This is a genomic window from Phycisphaerales bacterium (genome assembly GCA_040221175.1).
GTDB lineage: Bacteria > Planctomycetota > Phycisphaerae > Phycisphaerales > UBA1924 > JAHCJI01.
This window is the reverse complement of the sequence record JAVJVK010000004.1, coordinates 959,954-977,878: the sequence shown is the minus strand read 5'-3', so window position 1 is coordinate 977,878 and position 17,925 is coordinate 959,954. Positions and strand designations below refer to the sequence as shown.

Annotated in this window: 13 protein-coding genes; 10 read left to right on the top strand and 3 right to left on the bottom strand. The window is 68.7% G+C overall.

Going from position 1 to position 17,925, the window contains the following annotated elements:
- Window position 1 precedes the first annotated feature (1 nt).
- The 6 genes from RIE32_06480 (at window position 2) to RIE32_06455 (ending at window position 8,195) form a co-directional block, all read left to right on the top strand.
- Window positions 2-799, top strand: a complete 798-nt coding sequence (locus tag RIE32_06480; GenBank protein MEQ9095894.1) for a prepilin-type N-terminal cleavage/methylation domain-containing protein — start codon at window positions 2-4, stop codon at window positions 797-799.
- Entirely contained in the window at window positions 780-2,360 is a 1,581-nt protein-coding gene (locus tag RIE32_06475) for a HAMP domain-containing sensor histidine kinase (GenBank protein ID MEQ9095893.1), read from the top strand. Before RIE32_06480 ends, RIE32_06475 begins: the two co-directional genes overlap by 20 nt.
- A gap of 38 nt (window positions 2,361-2,398) precedes the next feature.
- Complete coding sequence (locus RIE32_06470; protein MEQ9095892.1) at window positions 2,399-3,829, top strand: sigma-54 dependent transcriptional regulator; 1,431 nt, start codon at window positions 2,399-2,401, stop codon at window positions 3,827-3,829.
- Window positions 3,826-5,295, top strand: coding sequence for a hypothetical protein (locus RIE32_06465; protein MEQ9095891.1), 1,470 nt, complete (start codon window positions 3,826-3,828; stop codon window positions 5,293-5,295). The genes RIE32_06470 and RIE32_06465 overlap by 4 nt, the downstream gene beginning before the upstream one ends.
- 209 nt (window positions 5,296-5,504) lie before the next feature.
- Window positions 5,505-6,800, top strand: a complete 1,296-nt coding sequence (locus tag RIE32_06460) for an FG-GAP-like repeat-containing protein (GenBank protein MEQ9095890.1) — start codon at window positions 5,505-5,507, stop codon at window positions 6,798-6,800.
- 114 nt (window positions 6,801-6,914) lie between these two features.
- Window positions 6,915-8,195, top strand: a complete 1,281-nt coding sequence (locus RIE32_06455; GenBank protein ID MEQ9095889.1) for a DUF418 domain-containing protein — start codon at window positions 6,915-6,917, stop codon at window positions 8,193-8,195.
- Here the strand turns inward: RIE32_06455 and gcvP are convergent.
- Both gcvP and RIE32_06445 read right to left on the bottom strand, forming a co-directional pair.
- Window positions 8,187-11,102, bottom strand: coding sequence for an aminomethyl-transferring glycine dehydrogenase (gene gcvP / locus RIE32_06450; GenBank protein MEQ9095888.1), 2,916 nt, complete (start codon window positions 11,100-11,102; stop codon window positions 8,187-8,189). The genes RIE32_06455 and gcvP overlap by 9 nt on opposite strands.
- Window positions 11,103-11,360: 258 nt before the next feature.
- Window positions 11,361-12,782, bottom strand: a complete 1,422-nt coding sequence (locus RIE32_06445; protein ID MEQ9095887.1) for a GC-type dockerin domain-anchored protein — start codon at window positions 12,780-12,782, stop codon at window positions 11,361-11,363.
- A 345-nt stretch (window positions 12,783-13,127) separates the two neighbouring features.
- Between RIE32_06445 and RIE32_06440 the strand changes: the two genes are divergently transcribed.
- Window positions 13,128-13,826: a hypothetical protein gene (locus tag RIE32_06440; protein ID MEQ9095886.1), complete on the top strand. Its 699-nt coding sequence runs from the start codon at window positions 13,128-13,130 to the stop codon at window positions 13,824-13,826.
- Between the two features lie 21 nt (window positions 13,827-13,847).
- Here RIE32_06440 and RIE32_06435 read toward each other — a convergent pair whose 3' ends face one another.
- Window positions 13,848-15,083 (bottom strand): GC-type dockerin domain-anchored protein, encoded by a 1,236-nt coding sequence (locus tag RIE32_06435; GenBank protein MEQ9095885.1) that lies wholly within the window; start codon window positions 15,081-15,083, stop codon window positions 13,848-13,850.
- A 221-nt stretch (window positions 15,084-15,304) separates the two neighbouring features.
- Here RIE32_06435 and RIE32_06430 point away from each other — a divergent pair, with 221 nt between their 5' ends.
- From RIE32_06430 to dut, 3 genes are all read left to right on the top strand, one after another.
- Window positions 15,305-16,942 carry a polysaccharide biosynthesis protein gene (locus tag RIE32_06430; GenBank protein MEQ9095884.1) on the top strand — a complete coding sequence of 546 codons (1,638 nt, stop codon included), beginning with the start codon at window positions 15,305-15,307 and terminating at the stop codon, window positions 16,940-16,942.
- Between the two features lie 67 nt (window positions 16,943-17,009).
- Window positions 17,010-17,309 carry a hypothetical protein gene (locus tag RIE32_06425; protein ID MEQ9095883.1) on the top strand — a complete coding sequence of 100 codons (300 nt, stop codon included), beginning with the start codon at window positions 17,010-17,012 and terminating at the stop codon, window positions 17,307-17,309.
- A complete protein-coding gene (gene dut, locus RIE32_06420) occupies window positions 17,306-17,770 on the top strand; it encodes a dUTP diphosphatase (protein MEQ9095882.1) in 465 nt (154 codons plus the stop codon). The genes RIE32_06425 and dut overlap by 4 nt, the downstream gene beginning before the upstream one ends.
- The last annotated feature ends 155 nt before the right edge of the window (window positions 17,771-17,925 follow it).

Here is a 17,925-nt window from a genome sequence, read left to right as displayed (position 1 = left end):
GATGGGTCGACCGCCAGCCAACATTCGAATCAGGCCACTTGGCCTGCCGCACCGGGTTCGCCGGGGCGTAACGCTCGTTGAGTTGCTGCTGGTGTTGGCGCTGCTGGGCGTCTTGCTCGGCATTCTTCTGCCGGTGCTGTTTGGCGCCATGGACGCCTCGCGCAGCTTCCGATGCCAGATGTCGCTTCGCAACGTGGCATTCGACCTGCAGATGTTCCTCGATCCGCAACTGGACAGCGGTCGCACCCACGATCCGTGCGGCAGGCACGGCCACGTCGCGTTGGAGACGTTCCAGGAAAGCCTCTACGGGATCGACGAATACTGGAAGTACGGTGACGGCCGCTCTCGTGTGGCGTTGAACGATGGCCAGGACGTGCCCCTCCGGTGCGCTTCGGTTCGTGGTGATCTCGTGCTGCGGCGCGATGCCCCCTGCTCGGGCGGCGGCGTCGCCAGTTGGAACACCGTGTCGTATGGCTTCAATGCACGCCTGCATCGGGTCGAAGGACCGGGTGGCCGGAGCATGCAGACGTGCCTGACCGAACGCGTGCTCAGCGAGGCAATGGTGCCGCTGGCATGGGACGTGGACGGCGTTGAAGCAACCGCCCGGGGCGTGACGCCCGTGTATTCCGCGCCGCCGATCGGCGATGATGGCCTGTACGACGACGGCCGGACGTGGATGCCCGCGTCCCGACACGGTTCGGGCCTGAACGTCGCGTTCGTCGACGGGCACGTGGAGTCCTCCAATCGACCGCTCGAAGAGTCGAGTTGGCGATGGGACTATGACCACCCTCACCGGTGAAGCTGGCCGCCGCACGCCGCCGACTGAGCATCGAATGTGGGGCGCCATGAAGCGATGGGATATTTCCTGGGCGCCGCTTGCAAGGATGCAATCGCTCCGCGGCAGGTTCGCCTTTCTGCTGCTGACGTTCGGCGTGGTGGTGTTGATCAACGCGGGCACGATGCTGTGGGGCGTGCTGTTCCTCGAGCGGCAGCTCGATCAACCGATGCGCGCGACCGAGCAGGCCCTGATGCTCTTGAGCACCGTCAAGCGAGCGGCGGGGACGCAGCACAACCAGATCGCCCGCGGCACCCAGCACGCGGCGATCGGCCCCGCGCCCCCGGATGCGCCCGAGGGGCCTCAAGGCCTAGACCGTGCGTCGATCCAGGACTTGAGCGGGCGGGCGCAAGCGGCGGCCGCCGAGCTTCAAGCGGCCGAGCGGCTGGAGATCGTGCTGGGCGATGGCGTGCCGCAGTACCTTGCCAATCGCATCGCCATGGCCGAGCAAGGCGTCGGGCGCTGGCTTGAGACCCAGGGCGAGGCCGAGCGTGCCGATGCTCTGGCCGCCCTCTTTGATATTCATGAACGGATCGAGGCCATCGAGTCTCGCGTGATCGAGAACGCCATGCTTGCCAGTTCGCACGCCGACGACATGCGGAGCCGTGTCTTCGCGTCTCTGGCGGCAAGCCTGGCAATAGCGCTCCTGGCGGGTACCCTGGCGATCGAACTGGTCCGGCGATGGGTGCTGGCACCCGTGGCGGAGCTGCGCAAGGCAGCCGAACGATTCGCGCGCGGCGAGTTCGACCATCGCGTGCGGGTCATCGGTCAGGGCGAGATCGCCATGCTGGCCAGCGAGTTCAATTCCATGGCCGGCACGATCGGCGCCATGCAGGCCGAGCGCATCGAACGCGAGCGCATGGCGGCATTCGGCAGCGCAACCCGCCGCATCGTCCACAACATCAAGAGTCCGCTGTCCGGCATCCGCATGATGGCCGAGTTGGCCGGCGATGAACCCGACGCAGCGGCTCGCAGCGGCACGCTGGAACGCATCGTGTCGACGGTTGATCGCGTGAACATCTGGCTCAAGAAGCTCTTGGACCTGGCACGACCCGAAGAGCTGAATCGGATGGAATTGTCTCCCGCCGCATGGGCCGAAGATTCCATCGCGGCGATGCAGGACCGGGCTCGGGCGTCGGAAGTTCGGCTGGAACTGGATGCCAGCGGCGCTCCGCAGCGTGCGTTGTTCGACCCCGGACACCTCGAGCAGGCGTTGGTGGCCCTGGTGTCCAATGCGCTGGATGTGACGCCAAAAGGTGGGGCCGTGCGGGTGACGATGTGGTCCGAGAATCCGAGTCCCGGTGAGTCGCAGTGGGGCATCGACGTGGCCGATACGGGGCCGGGGGTGCCCGAAGACGCCGAGGCCCACATCTTCCAGCCCTACTTCACCACCAAGAGCGATGGCAATGGCATCGGTCTTGCAATGGTTCAGAAGGTCGCACGGGATCATGGCGGAGAAGCCTGGCTGCGCGACCCTGGCAGGGGTTCCGGGGCGGTTTTTGCCCTCCGACTGCCGGTACACTGAACCCGGGCTGGCCATTGGTGGCCAGTTGGAGGCCGGCCTTGGCCACGATCCTGCTCGTAGAAGACGACCAAGACCTGCGATTTTCGGTGGCAACGACACTGAAGCGGGCGGGCCACGCATGCCTCGAGGCCGGCAGCGTAGCCCAGGGGCTGGAGATCTTCGGCGCCCAGCACGTCGACCTGGTGCTGACCGACCTGCGGCTTCCCGGCGACGACGGCCTGGCGCTCATCAAGGCCATCCGCGAAGAAGGCTTTACCGGCGGCGTGCTGGTCATGACCTCCGACGACAGCGTTTCGACTGCCGTCGAGGCAATGAAGCTGGGGGCCGACGAGTATCTGCTCAAGCCGCTGAGCGTGGCCGAACTCACGCTGGTGGTCGAACGAACGCTCGAGCGTGGCAAGCGCGAGGCCAAGCTCCGGCTGCACGAGCGGCTAGCCAGCCAGACACCCGACGACGTGGCATCCGGGCCGGTCGGCGAAGCCGATGCGTGGCAAGCGGCGATCACCATGATCCGGCGCCTGGCGACGCTTCCGCTGCCCAAGGTGGGCGATGGTCCGGCCGCCCTGCCCACAGTCCTGATCACCGGCGAGACCGGCACGGGCAAGGGCGTGCTGGCGCGCGAACTGCACGCGGTTGCGACCGATCGAGACGCGTCCCAGCCCTTCGTACACGTCAATTGTGCGGCCCTGCCGGCGAACCTGATCGAGGCCGAGTTGTTCGGTCACGAGCGGGGCGCCTTCACGGACGCGAAGGAGGCCCGCGAAGGCCTGTTCGAGATGGCGACCGATGGCACGATCTTCCTCGACGAGATCGGGGAGATGCCCTTGGAACTCCAGAGCAAGCTGTTGCTCGTGCTCGAGGCGGGCACGCTGCGCCGCGTGGGCGGCACGCGTGAACGCAGGGTGTCGGCCCGGGTTATTGCGGCAACCAACCAGGACCTGCCCGCCCGCGTGCGCGAGAAGTCCTTCCGCGGCGATCTGTTCTATCGCCTCAACACGTTTACGGTCGAGATTCCGCCGCTTCGGGACCGCGGCGAAGACGTGCTGTTGATCGCTCGTTCGGCGCTTGCGAAGTTCGCCCGGCAGTTCGGCCGCAGCGAGATGGAATTCAGCGAGGCCGCCGAACGCGCCCTTCGCAGCTATGCGTGGCCCGGCAACGTCCGCGAGCTGGTAAACGCAGTGCAGCACGCCGCACTGCTTTCCCAAGACGAGACCATCGAGCCGAGGGACCTGCCACTGGGCGGCGGCGCCGAGCGCACCGAGGCCGGCAGTGGGCTGGTCTTCGACTTCGACCGCGGACCGTGCACGGCCGAAGCGGTGGAACGGGAACTGGTGGAGCAGGCCCTCCGGCACACGGCCGGCAACGTTGCTGCGGCGGCCCGATTGATCGACATGCAGCGAAGCAGCATGCGGAACCGAATCGAGCGATACGAACTGCACGACCTGGTGCGGGAGCTGAGCACGCCATGACACGTCGAATCCCAATAGGGCTGGGGCTCGCAGGCATGCTCGTCACGAGCGCTCTGGTGGTTGCCGATCCCGGCGAGTCGTTCTTTACGGATCCCGTGGGCGATGCCGTCCTTCGGCCGACCGATCGCGGCGGAATGGGCGTGGTTCACCCCGACGCAACGCTGCCGGACATCGTGTCCCTGTCGATCGGAGGGTGGCAGCCGTTCTCGCCGGCCACGAATCCGTACGCGGGCACGGTTATCGACAGCGAGGGCGCCGATGTCTTCCGCATCCAGCTCGTACTCGACGGCCTGATCAACCCGCCCGGCACATTGGGCCTGAGCGGCCAGCCCTTCGACCCATTCCGGTTCGGCGCCAGCCCGCTGCTGGGCTTCATCGAAATCAGCGTGGACCGGCGTGAAGATACGGGCGGCCACCTAGGCGCGTCGGCCGAAAGCAGGTTCATGGCCAACGTGGCGCGCTTCGGTTCGCGCCCGGGGAGTTCCATCGGCGAGCGCATCGCGGAATCGACCGAAGACTACGACCGCAGCATCTACACGGGCGAACCATTCGAGCGTAGCGGCGCCGACTGGTCGCTTGCCTTCTGCGGGTGCTCGGGTGTCACGCTGGTGAGCGAGACGGGCAACGGCGATGGCATGTTCGACGCGGGTGAGACCATGGTCGTGCGGGGTCGGTTCTTCACCCGGTCGGAAGGCTACATCCAGCCCAGCGGCATGCGTGGCGGATCGGTCGATGGCGCCTATGACCCGTGGGTCGAGGTGCGATTCGAGCATGATGTTGCCAGCGACCGCACCACCGTCACTTTCGTGGGCGCAGTGACCAATCGCGGCTATGGCCAACTTGCGGGCACGTCGACCCCGCCGATCAACCTGAGGGCCGATGATGGCTGGAGCATCGAGGAGGGCGTCACCGACCTGATTGATTCGGTGCCCTTTGCCAGCGGCGAAGCCTGGGTGCTCATCGAAGACTGGGAGGGGCGCGACATCGAAGATTCGCTCGAGCCCAATCGCTGGGAAGTCTCGGCCCTCGTCGGGACCAGCTATGCCGACGAGTTCGTGGACGGGCTCTACGTCTGGACGGACGTGGGCTTCGACCTCGAGCCTGGTAACCTCAACGGCGATTCGATCGTGGACCTGCTCGACCAGGAACTGCTGCGAGACTGGGTCTATGCCAACGATGGGGACGCGATCGATGCCGATGGCCAGAAGAACGGAGAAGTCCGTCTGGCGGATCCGCCCTACGACTTCGCACTCTTCGACCTGGATGGCGATGGCGTGATCCGCCATCAGGACCTGGCCGTCTACGGCCTGCGCGCCGATCTCAACGACGACGGCGTGCTGGACATTTTTGACTTCCTGGCATTCCAGAATCTGTTTGATGCCGGGGATCTGCGCGCCGACTTCGACCTGAGCGAAACGCTGGACATCTTCGACTTCCTGGCGTTCCAGAACGCGTTCGACGAGTAGGCGGCCACGCATGGCCGACGGGCCTTGCGGCGATGGCCAGCAAAAGCCGGAGCCAGAATCCATTCACGACGTCGCCCCCCGCCTGCACGCCCGGCGGGGTGTTTTTGTTTATTGGCACGCTGGTTGTAATAACCATCGCAGCGTCGCGACCAGAGGAGGATCGTGGCCACGTGGATACGACTCGAACTTCCTACCCCAGGAGAATGAAGATGCAACGCACGACTCAGACCAAGACCACCACGCTCGCCCTTGCACTGGCCGCCGGCGCTTTCGCCAGCACCGCCAGCGCCCAGATCAGCTTCGGCCCGCGCACCGACCTTGCCACGGCCCAGCGCCCCTCGGGCATCGCCAGCGCCGATTTCACCGGCGACGGCCTGATGGACCTTGCCGTCATCGTCGACACCAACGACCGAATCCTCGTCATGGTCGGCGACGGAACTGGTAACTTCACGCCCGGCCCGGTCAGTTTCCTCGGCTCGGGCATCGGCGCCGACGCGGCCATCAATCATGACGTCGACGGCGATGGCGACGAGGACCTGATCGTCGTGTTCGACGGGCCGAATCGTGCCCAGATCATGCTGAACGATGGCGCCGGTGCATTCGTTGCTGGTGGCAGCGCGGCGACACAGGTCGAGCCGGTCTGGATCGTCAAGGGTGATCTGAACGGCAACCCGACGGCCGACTTCGTGGTGGTGAACCGTGATTCGAACTCGATCTCGATCATGCTCGATCTGGGCGCGTCGACCGCCAGCACGCACATTGCGGTGGGTCAGGAGCCCCGCATGGCCGCGATCGCCGACTTCACCGGCGACGGGCTGGCCGACATCGCCGTCACCAGCCACGATGACCGCACCGTGCGGATCCTCAATGGCAACGGCGCGGGTGGCTTCGTGGCCGGCCAGGTCATCAGCACGCCCGCCGACCGCCCCGAGGGCATCGTCGCGGCCGACTTCGATGGCGACGGCGACCAGGACATGGCCATCACCATCGACAACAGCGTCGACACGTACGCCAACACCGGCGGCGTGTTGAGCCGTTTTGCTCGCCTGCCCGTCGGCTCGATCGATCCTTCCGAGTTGTACGTGGGCGACTTTGCCCCCGGCACCGCGGCCGGCCCGGACATCCTGGTGCTCAACAACGACGGCGGCGCGGTCTCGGTATTCGAGAATCTCGGCGGCATGAGCTTCGGTGCTGCCCTGGTCCTGCCCGTTGGCGTTCAGCCCAGCTTCGCCACCGTGGGCGACTTTGATGGCAACGGCTCGAGCGACTTTGCCGTGACCAACCGCGACAGCAACACCACCAGCGTCTTCATCAACGACGCCGGCGGCGTCGCGCCCTGCGTCGCCGATTTCGACGGCGACGGTTCGCTGACGCTCTTCGACTTCCTCGCCTTCCAGACGGCCTTCGACATGGGCGACCTGCGGGCGGACATCGACGGCGATGGCAGCCTGAGCCTCTTCGACTTCCTCGAATTCCAGAACCTGTTCTCGGCCGGCTGCCCGTAAACGCATCGGCCTGCCCGACCCCGATCCCTCTGTTGTCTCTCTCCATACCCAGGCGGCGGTCGCACCACGAGGCGGCCGCCGTCTTTTCTTCCGACGCCCCGGTACGATCGGATCATGGAAAACGCCCCGCAGCACGCCGAGCCCGGGCCGCTCGGCCCCACGACGCAGCAGGATCGCATCCGTTCCATCGATACGCTCCGCGGCGTCGCGCTGCTGGGCATATTCGTGATGAACATACCCATTTTCGCGCTGACCGGCGCAGCGTTCTTCAATCCGCCCATCGCCGGTGGCTTCGAGGGGCTCGACTATCTTACATGGCTGGCCAGCCACGCCCTCTTCGATATGAAGATGATGGCCATCTTCTCCATGCTCTTCGGGGCGGGCGTCGCGTTGATGGCCGAGCGCCTGACCGAGACGGGTCGAAACGCCGCCGGCGTGCATTACCGCCGGATGGGTTGGCTCCTGGCGATCGGCATGATCCACGCGTACCTCATCTGGTTCGGTGACATCCTGGTTGCATACGCGCTCGTGGGCATGCTCGTCTACCCGCTGCGTCGCCTCCGGGCGCTCTGGCTCGCGATCATCGGCGGCTTGCTGCTGCCCGTGGGCATGGCCTTGTCGGGCGCCCAGCAGGCCATGTTCGAACTCTTGCGCAACAGCACCGATCCGCAGATGATGGAGACGTGGAAGGAAGTCGGCGTGATGTTCTTCCCCGATGCAGCCGCACTCGAGGAAGAACGCCAGAAGGTGCTCGGCGGCTTCTTCCATCGCGCCGCCGCCCAGGCTCCAGACGTGGTGATGATGCAGACGTTCGTGTTTGCCGTCTTCATCTTCTGGCGGGTCTCGGGGCTCATGCTGCTGGGCATGGCGTTGCACAAGTGGGGGGTCTTCCGAGCCGAGCGATCAGTGCGCGACTACGTGACCATGCTGGTCGCCGGGGCCCTGCTGGGCGGTGGGCTCATCGCCGCGGGCGTCGCCGTGAACCACGCCAAGGGCTTCGACCCCGTCGCCTTCTTCGGCGTGGTGGGATGGTTCAACTATGCGGGCAGCGTGGGCGTGGCCCTGGCGTGGGTCGCCCTCGTCATGCTCATTTGCAAGGCCGGCGTGCTGGGCATGGTCCGCCACGCCCTGGCGTCGGTCGGCCGCATGGCGCTGACCAACTACCTCATGCAATCAGTCATCGGCGCGTTCATCTTCTACGGCTGGGGCCTTGGCTACTTCGGCCAGCTCAGTCGCAGCGAACTTATCCCGATCGTCCTGGGCGTCTGGGCCCTGCAACTGATCATCAGCCCGCTGTGGCTTTCAAAGTTCCGCTTCGGCCCGATGGAATGGCTGTGGCGGAGCCTGACGTACCTGAAGCCGGCGCCGATGCGGCGGGCCGGTTCGTCACGCTGACCCCGCCACCACCTCTTCCACGCTCGGGCACGTGCACACCAGGTGGCGATCGCCGTAGGCGTTATCGATGCGGCCGACGGCGGGCCAGAACTTGGCGTCATGCAGCCACTGCACAGGGAAGCCCGCCTGCTCGCGCGTGTAGGGGTGCGTCCACTGGTCGGCCATGAGCGCCGCCTGGGTGTGCGGGGCGTTGCGCAGGAGGTTGTCCTCGCGATCGGCCTTGCCCTCCTCGATGTCGCGGATCTCCTGGCGGATGGCGATGAGCGCGTCGCAGAAGCGGTCGAGCTCGCCCTTGGCTTCGCTCTCGGTGGGCTCGATCATCAGCGTGCCGGGCACGGGCCAGGCCATGGTGGGGGCGTGGAAGCCGTAGTCCATGAGGCGCTTGGCGATGTCGTCGATCTTGATGCCCGCGCTCTTGTCGAAGGCCCGGCAGTCGATGATGAACTCGTGGGCAACGCGACCGTTGGGCCCGCGGTATACCACGTCGTAGTGGTCCTCGAGCCGCTTGGCCATGTAGTTGGCGTTCAGGATGGCGATCTCGGTGGCCCGCTTCAGGCCCGCGCTGCCCATGAGGGCCATGTACACGTACGAGATCGTCAGGATGCTGGGCGAGCCATACGGCGCGGCGCTGATCGGCCCGATGGCGTTCGCCCCCGCGCTGTCGGGGTTCCGCACCGGGTGGCCCGGCAGGAAGGCCGCCAGCTCCTCGGTGCACGCGATGGGCCCCATGCCCGGGCCGCCGCCGCCGTGGGGGATGCAGAAGGTCTTGTGCAGGTTCAGGTGGATGACGTCGGCCCCAAGCTCGCCCGGGCGGCACAGGCCGACCTGGGCGTTCAGGTTCGCGCCGTCCATGTACACGCGGCCGCCGTTGTCGTGCACGATCTTGCAGATGTCCTTGATCGTCGGCTCGAACACGCCGTGCGTGCTGGGGTAGGTGACCATGAGCGCACTCAGCTTGTCCTTGTGCTGCTCGGCCTTGGCCTTGAGGTCGGCCATATCGATGTTGCCCCTGGCGTCGCACTTGACGGGCACGACGCGCATGCCGGCGATGATCGCGCTGGCGGGGTTCGTGCCGTGGGCGCTCGTGGGGATGAGGCAGACGTCGCGATCCTCGCCCTTGCTCTTGTGCAGGGCGCGGATGGTCAGCAGGCCCGCGTACTCGCCCTGGCTGCCGGCGTTGGGCATCAGGCTGACGGCGGGCAGGCCGCACATGTCGGCGATGTAGCTCTCCAGGCGATCGAACATCTCCTGGTAGCCGATCGTCTGCTCGGCCGGTGCGAACGGGTGCAGAGCACCGAATTCCGGCCACGTGACGGGCAGCATCTCGCTGGTCGCGTTGAGCTTCATCGTGCACGAGCCCAGGGGGATCATGCTGTCGGCCAGCGAGAGGTCGCGGCGCTGCAGCTTGGTGATGTAGCGCAGCATCTCGGTCTCGCTGTGGTGCGTGTTGAAGACCGGATGGGTGAGGTAGCCTGTGGAGCGCTGGAACACGGGGGCGATGTCGGTGTGCGCCTTGCCTGCGAGGTCGCTCACGTCCGCCTCGACGCCGAAGCATGCGAGCAGGTCGGCCACGTCCTGGGGCCGGGTCGACTCGTCGAGAGTCACGCCCAGCGTGCCGTCGCCGAAGTCGCGAAGGTTGATCGCGCGTGCATCGGCCGCGTGCATGACGTCGGCGGCGCTGGCGCCGCCGGGCCGGATGCGCAGCGTGTCGAAGACCTGATCCTCGGCGATCTCGTGCCCGCCCTGCAGCAGCCGGGCCCGCAGCGTTTGCGTGAGCGTGTACACGCGCATCGCGATGCGCCGCAGGCCCTCGGGGCCGTGGTACACCGCGTACATGCTGGCCATGATCGCAAGCAGGGCCTGGGCCGTGCAGATGTTGCTCGTCGCCCGGTCGCGCTTGATGTGCTGCTCGCGGGTCTGGATGGCCATGCGATAGGCCGTATTGCCCTGGGCGTCCTTGCTCACGCCGATGATGCGGCCGGGCATCTTGCGGGCGAACTCGTCGCGGGTCGACAGGAACGCCGCGTGCGGCCCGCCGAAGCCCATGGGCACGCCGAAGCGCTGGGCGCTGCCGATGGCCACGTCGGCGCCGAACTCGCCGGGGGGCTTGAGCAGCGTGAGGGCCAGCAGGTCGCACGCGACCACCAGCATGCCGCCGGCGTCGTGCGTCTGCCTTGCGAGCTCTTCGTAGCACTCCACCCGACCGTCGGTGGTGGGGTACTGCACCAGCACGCCCGCGGCGCCGTCCAGCGCGCTGGCGAGCTCCCTGGCCGGGCGCACGTCGATGGCGACGCCCATCGAGTCGCCGCGCGTCTGCACGACCGCGATGGTCTGGGGGTGGCAGTCGTCGGCCACGACGAAACGCTTGCGGCCGTTCACCGCCGAGCACATCGCCATCGCCTCGGCCGCGGCGGTGCCCTCGTCCAGCAGGCTCGCGCCCGCGAGTGGCAACCCGGTCAGGTCGCTGACCATGGTCTGGAAGTTCAAGAGCGCCTCGAGACGGCCCTGGCTGATCTCGGCCTGGTAGGGCGTGTACTGCGTGTACCAGCCGGGGTTCTCGAGAATGTTGCGCTGGATGACCGGCGGCACGATGGTGCCGGTGTAGCCCATGCCGATGTAGCTGCGGCGGACCTCGTTCTTGCCGGCGATCTCGCGAAGCTCGGCCAGCAGCTCGTGCTCGCCACGGGCCGGGCCCACGTTCAGGGGCGCCTCGGTCCTGATCTGGCTCGGCACCGCCGCCTCGATCAGCGCATCGAGCGCGTCGTAGCCCAGCAGCCCCAGCATCTCGGCGACCTCGGCTTCGTCCGGCCCGATGTGGCGATGGACGAAGGTGTCCGTGGGGGCGAGCGCCGAGCCGGCCGCGGCGCTGGTGCGGGTGGGGTTCTGAACGTCAACACTGCTGCTCAACGGCGTCCCTCGCGTTCGATTCGGGGGCCGTCCGGGGTGGGCGAGAGCGCCCGCGGGACGGCCCGTTCTCCAAAGCGAATAGTAGGGAGGCCCGCGGCATTCCCGAGCCACTTCGTGCCACGTTGGGGACAGTGCGACCCCGCCCGCCAGGCCCGCATCCAGGCCCCCGCCCGATTCGTCCCGATTGCCGCCGCGCCCGTGCGGATGTCCAGCACCCCCGCGCAGGCCACCCCGGCCCCACGGGCGGACGCCGCTGGCCTACGGGCACCCCACCGCGAAGGCGTTCTGGAAGGCGAGGAAGTCGGCGACGGTGAGCTGGCCGTCGTTGTCCATGTCGGCGATCGCCTCGCCCGCCTCGAAGGCGCGCATGAACTCGAGGTAGTCGAAGACGGTGAGCCGGTCGTCGGCGTCGAGGTCGGGGCACTCGTAGCAGGCCAGGTCGAAGAGGTAGGCGGCGCCGGTGGTGTCGGTGCCCGGCCCTTCGCACTCGTCGCGCGAGCCGACGAGCAGGAGGTCGCCTTCGAGCGCCAGGTTGCTGGCGTACTGGGCTGCGTGGTAGGGCGGGGTGGGCAACAGGCGGGCGCTCTGCCGCCAGGAGCGCGCGCCCGTGCGCTCGAACAGGTAGGCCATGTTGTCCGAGCGTGCCGTGCGGTCGCCCGAGGCCTGCGCGACGAGCCGGTCGCCGTCGACGCGGATCGCGTAGCCGCCCAGCCCGTCGCGCCGCTCGGCGCCGCGGTGGGTCAGCGTCTGGCGCGGGGTCCACGTGTCACCGTCGAGCTCGAGGACGTATACGGCGCCCTGCTCTTCGACATCGGGATCGGGCGACGCCAACGCCGAGCCGATGGCCAGCGTCCGTCCATCGCAGTCCATCGATCGGCCGAACAGCTTGATCTGGTAGCCGCCCAGGTCGGGCCCGTCGATCTTCTGGACCTGGGTGTACCGGCCATCGGGCTGGCGCCGGTAGACCACCACCGAGCCGCCGATGGACACGCCCGAGACGTCCTCACGGTTGGCGCCCACGAACAGCCAGTCGCCGGTGGGCACGACGGGGTAGCCGAACGACGCGTCATAGGCCATGCCGTCGGGCCGCTCGATCACCTGCACGGGCGACCATCCATCCGGCGAGGCAGCGTCTTGTTCGAACACCACGATCCTTCCCCCGCCGGCCCCGAAGATGGTGTCGCCATGGAGGATCGGGTTGGCAACCGCCGCCTCGGCGGTGACCGACAAGGGCGCGACCAGCGAGCCGGTGTGGGCCCACTCGTCGCCGTTACGCTCGAAGACCGCCGCGCCCCCCACGCTGCGCAGGTGGAAGGGCCGGCCCGGCCAGCGGACCTCGTAGGCCCCGATCGCCATTCGATCGCCCTCGAGATCGACGGCGCAGCCGAACAGGAAGGCCATGAAGGGGTACGGCGAGACGATCTCCTGGCCGGCGGAGGGTTGCCCGTCGACCAGGTCGTAGACCCAGACGCTGCCGGTCTGGGCGATGGCCAGGCGATGCCCATCGGCGGTAGGCTCGATCGCCACCGGACCGCCATAGTGCCGGGCGTCGGCCCCATCGGGGGATACGAAGCGCACCGGCGGGCACCCCTGGGCGTGGGCCAGGCCGGCGGCGGCGAGCGTGGCGGCCACGGTCAGGGCGGTGCGGGCGGAGCGGACGCGGGTGTTGGGTGTGGGCATGGGCCCGGTTATACCAGAAACGGGCCCGCGATGCAAGCCCGACCTGGCCCCGGTCGCCCCGCCCGTGACCCGGTTGCGGCCGACCGGGCCCGATTCCCGGTCGCCCCGGCCGCGTTCCTGGTCGCCCGCCGCCGGTGTGCGGTCGCCCAAAGTTCGTTTTCGGATGACCAAGAACGATTTTTGGTCATCCAGAAACCCATCCCGGGCCCCCGGAAACGCGTCCAGGCCGCCCAAGACCCGATCATGGCCCGATCAGACGCCGCGTGGAGGGCCGTGGGCGGCAATCTTTGCCGGTTGTATGGATTTGGAGTGAAGTCCGGCCGCGGCCGCGCCGATCCAACGGATATGAGCACGATCCCCGAACGACATCCCGACGTGATCCCCTGGTGCAAGAACCACCTCAAGGCCTGGGAGGTCGACCCCGAAGCCATCGGCCTGGACGAGGCGACCGTCGACGAGCTGGACGACATGACCCAGGCCGCCGAGGCCGCCCTGCGCGAGTACGAGCGGGCCAGGCTCAAGGCGTCGGCCGCGCTGGCGCGCTTCCACGACACCACCGGCCGGCTGCGCGGCAAGGCGTCGAGCGCCGTCGGCCGCGTGCGCGCCTTCGCCGCCGCCCAGCCCAGCCCGGTAAGCGTCCTGGTCGCGGCGCAGATCCCCTCGCGCCGCGACGCCAGCCCCCTGCCCGCCCCGGGCGTGCCGCGCTGCTTCGAGCACCGCCTGCTGGACGACGGGTCGCTGGTGATGTCCTTCGAGTGCGACAACAGGGCCGAGGGCGGCCGCCGCCTGCGCGGGGTGACGTACGTGGTCGAGCGCCGCGACGGCCCGGCCGGCCCCTTCGTGTACGTCCAGACCGCCCTGCGGCGCCGCTTCCACGACGCGACGATCCCCCTGGGCACGACGATGGTCACCTACCGCGTCACCGCCCAGACCAGCACCCGCCGCGGCCATCCGGCCCTCAAGGTGGTGAACTTCGGCGGCGGCTGCGTGCTCGGCAACGATGGCCGGGCGCGCGGGAAGGGCGGCGGCGAGCGCGCGGCCTAGGGCCGGCGCCGCGCCGGGGCGTCAGGGGCAGCCGGCGTCGAAGGCGTTCTGGAACGCGAGGAAGTCGAAGATCGTCAGCTCGCCGTCGCCGTCGAAGTCGGCGCGGGGGTCGCCCGCGTCGAAGAGGTTCTGGAACATAAGAAAGTCGAAGAGCGTGAGCACGCCGTCGCCGTCCAGGTCGGCGTCGCACGCCGGGCCGGTGGGCACGAGCATCACGATGGCGTTGCGCTCGGGGGCGAACTGGAACGCGGTGGTGATCATCCGCCTGTTGTTGTCCAGGAAGCCCTTGGCGACCTGCCACGGCGTGCCGCCCACCACGAGCGAGGCGGGATCGCGCACGATCTGGCCCTCGTCCTTGAACAGGATGCCCGAGCCGCCGCCGGCCGACCACACCACGTCGCCCCGGTTGTTGATGTCGTAGAAGCCCACGAAGCGGGCGGGCAGCTCGGCGGGGTCGACGCGCGCGTAGCCGGCGGCGTCGCCGTGGGTGTAGCAGAGGTAGTTCTCGAAGACGGTGCTGGCCAGGTCGGCGGCGACGACAGTCTCGCCCGCATCGTTGACGCCATAGATGAGTGCGCCCTCGAAGCTGGTGCCGCCCAATGGCCCGGGCACGCCGATGTCGGTGATCTCCAGGGTGGCCAGGTCCATGCGCAGGCGGCCGCCGACGACGACGCCGGTCTCGCTCAGGTCGGTGGGCGTGGCCGCGAAGCCAAGCTCGCCCAGGTTCACCGGCTCGGCGGTCATCGAGAACAGCGTGGCCGGCCCGCCCTGGAAGCCCTGGGCCCGCGTCCAGCCGACGATCGCGCCGTCGTCGTTGATGTCCACCGCGATGCCGCCCGCGCTGGCGATCGGGCCGCGCGGGCCCTGGACGAAGTCGGGCGTGTCGAGCACGATGCCCTCCTGGTAGCCGCCCGCGCCGTCGGGTAGCCAGATGGCCGGCTGGCCGACGTCGAAGGGCAGCGTGCTCATGGACATGGCGCCGACGACGACGCCATCGTTGTTGACGCCCGAGGCCAGGCCGGTGAGGTAGCCATCGGGCAGGGGCAGGTGCACCAGGCCCTGCGACTCGGTGACGACGAAGGGCTGGATGAGCCCCAGCACGCTCTGCCAGCCCACGCCGTGGCCCGCGTCGCTGGCGCGCGTGAGGGTGGTGGTGCGGTCGAACTCGGCCAGCACGGTGAGCTCGTAGCCGGGTACGTCGGCCCGGGCGGCGGCCATCACGAAGAGCAGGCTGGTGAACACGAAGCGGCGTTGCATGGCTTCTCTCCTCGAACGGGCGGATCGACGGACGATCGCCGCCGACGCGCCCATGCCACCAGCGACGGTTGCAAGTCCGATGCCACGATGCGACCGGCCTGCGCGTGCGCGATCGAGATTCGCGGCGCCATGGCGGCCAGCAACGGCCATCGATGGGCCACCGCGGGCCACCACGGGCCCGCGCGCGGAGATGCGGCGACGATCGAACCGATAGACGCACCATGACCCAGCTTGCCCAGAACGCCACGACCCGGGCCCAAGCGCCCAAGGCCCGCTCCCGCGGCCTGCTGCCCCTCGCCGGCGTGCCCAGCGTCGTCGTCGGCGACGCAACCACGGCCGCCCTGGCCGCACGCAGCATCCCCGAGGGCGGGCCCATGGTCGTGGGGCTGGTGCTGACCGGCATCGGCGAGAAGGGGCACACCGGGCTCATCGGCGTGCCAACCCTGGGCTCGCTCGAGGCGCTCGAAGGGCTCCGCGAGAACATGGGCGTTCGCGTGGCGATCGTCAGCCTGCCCCTGGACGACCACGCCGGCATCGCCCGCGTGCGGCAGGCCATCCAGGAGGCCGGCCTCGAGGAGCGCTTCCTGCCGCCGGTGGTGGATCTGTTGAAGCGTCAGCCGCCCGTGCTCGTCGGCCTGGGCGCGCCCGTGCAAGACACGCAGAGCGCCACCATGTCGACGGCCCCGGTCATCGACCTGCAGGCCCTCATCGGCCGGCCCATGCGCCGGACCGACGAGGCGCCGCTGCGCGAGCTCATCCAGGGAAGGCGCGTGCTGGTGACCGGCGCGGGGGGCTCCATCGGCAGCGAGCTGGCCCGCCTGTGCGCCCGCCTTGCGCCATCGAGCCTCATCCTGATGGAGCGGGCCGAGAATGCGCTCTTCGAGATCGACCGCCGCCTGGCCTGGGCCCATCCGGGGATGGCCCGCCGGGCGATCCTCCACGACGTGGCCGACGCGGCCGGCACCCGGCGATTGCTCATGCAGGAGCGCCCGCAAGTGGTCTTCCACACCGCCGCCCACAAGCACGTGCCGCTCATGGAGGACCACCCCGCCCAGGCGGTCAGCAACAACCTCTTCGGCACCGCCGCCCTGGTCGACGCGGCCATCGATTGCGGCGCCCACCGCGTGGTGCTGGTGTCGACCGACAAGGCCGTGGCCCCCAGGAGCGTCATGGGCGCGACCAAGCGCCTTGCCGAGGCCTACGGCATCGCCGCCGATGCGCGCGCCCGGGCGGAAGGCAAGCAGACGCGCGTGGCGATCGTCCGCTTCGGCAACGTGCTTGGTTCGGCGGCCAGCGTGCTGCGCATCTGGAGCGCCCAGGTGGCCGAGAGCCAGCCCATCACCATCACCGACCGCCGGATGACGCGCTACTTCATGACCATCGGCGAGGCGGCGCTGCTCGTGGCCCACGCCGGGGCGCTCGAGCCGACCGACCTGTGCGGCGTGTTCGTCCTGGACATGGGCGAGCCGGTCGAGATCGCCACGCTGGCCGAGCGATTCACCCGGGCCCACGGCCTGACGCCCGTGTGGAACGAGGGCGGCGCCCCCGGCGAGCAGGTCATCCTCGAGACGGGCATCCGCCCGGGCGAGAAGCTGCACGAGGCCCTGGTGCACGCGGCCGAGGAACTCATCGAGACCGACTGCCCCGGCGTGCTCCGGCTGACCGGTGCGGACGGCGGGCCCGATGGCGCCGGGGCCCTCCGGGCGCTCAGGGCCATCGAGGACCCCGGCGACCGCGACGCCGTGCTGGCGGAGCTGCGCCGCTGGGTGCCCAGCCTGGGTGGTCGTGCCGGTGGCGACTCGGGGGATCCCCAGCACGCTGCAAACCCAGGTTCGCCGGCACCAACAAGAGACGGCTAAACTTTCGCTCACGCCCGGCCGGTCCCGCTTCATTCTCGAGAGCCGCACCCGCCAGCATCAAGCCACCATGCCGACCGCCGCACCCACCAAGACCGCCGACCTGCCCACGCTGCTCGCCGAGCTCCGCGCCACGCGGGCCCGGGCCGAGGCCGCGCTCGCCGAGCTCCGCAAGGCCCGCCACGAGAGCGAGGCCCGCATGGCCCAGCGTCCCGGCGGCGACACCTACAAGCGCGTGGCGGGCGCCAGCAGCCTCGACCGCGCCATCCAGAGCACCGAGCGCATCATCGCCGCGGCCGACCGCCAGCTGGCGAATCTCTCGAGCTCGGCCCAGGTCGAGTCCGGTCGCAGCTGGACGCAGGCCCGATGACCCCGCCGGTGCGCTTCCGCGTGCTCGACGAGCGCGCCGCGATTCCAAGACGCCAGACGACCCACGCGGCGGGGCTCGACCTTGCCGCGTGCCTGCCCCCGGATCAGCAAACGCTCACGCTCGAACCCGGCCAGATCGCCATCGTGCCCACCGGCCTTGCCATCGCCATCCCCGACGGCTACGAGGGCCAGGTGCGCCCACGCTCGGGCCTGGCCACCAAGCGCGGCATCACCGTGCCCAACGCGCCCGGCACCATCGACGCCGACTACCGCGGCGAGCTCCGCGTCGCGCTCATCAACCTCTCCAAGGAATCCCAAACCATCCACCACGGCGACCGCATCGCCCAGCTTGTGATCGCTCCCGTGGCCATGTGCGAGGTTGTGGTGGTCAAAGATTTCGACGAGACGGCGCGGGGTGTTGGCGGGTTCGGGTCCACGGGGCTAGCAAGCACTCACTCATAATCGAGGTCGGTATCGGCCGCTAAGAACTTCTCCCAACATCATGATTCCACCATGTTGTGGTGTTCGTGGTTGTTATGATTCTCCTAATTGCTGAGCGCCATGCGCCACACAGCCCGGACGACACGACTCTCCCCACGGGATCGAGACGTCGTCAA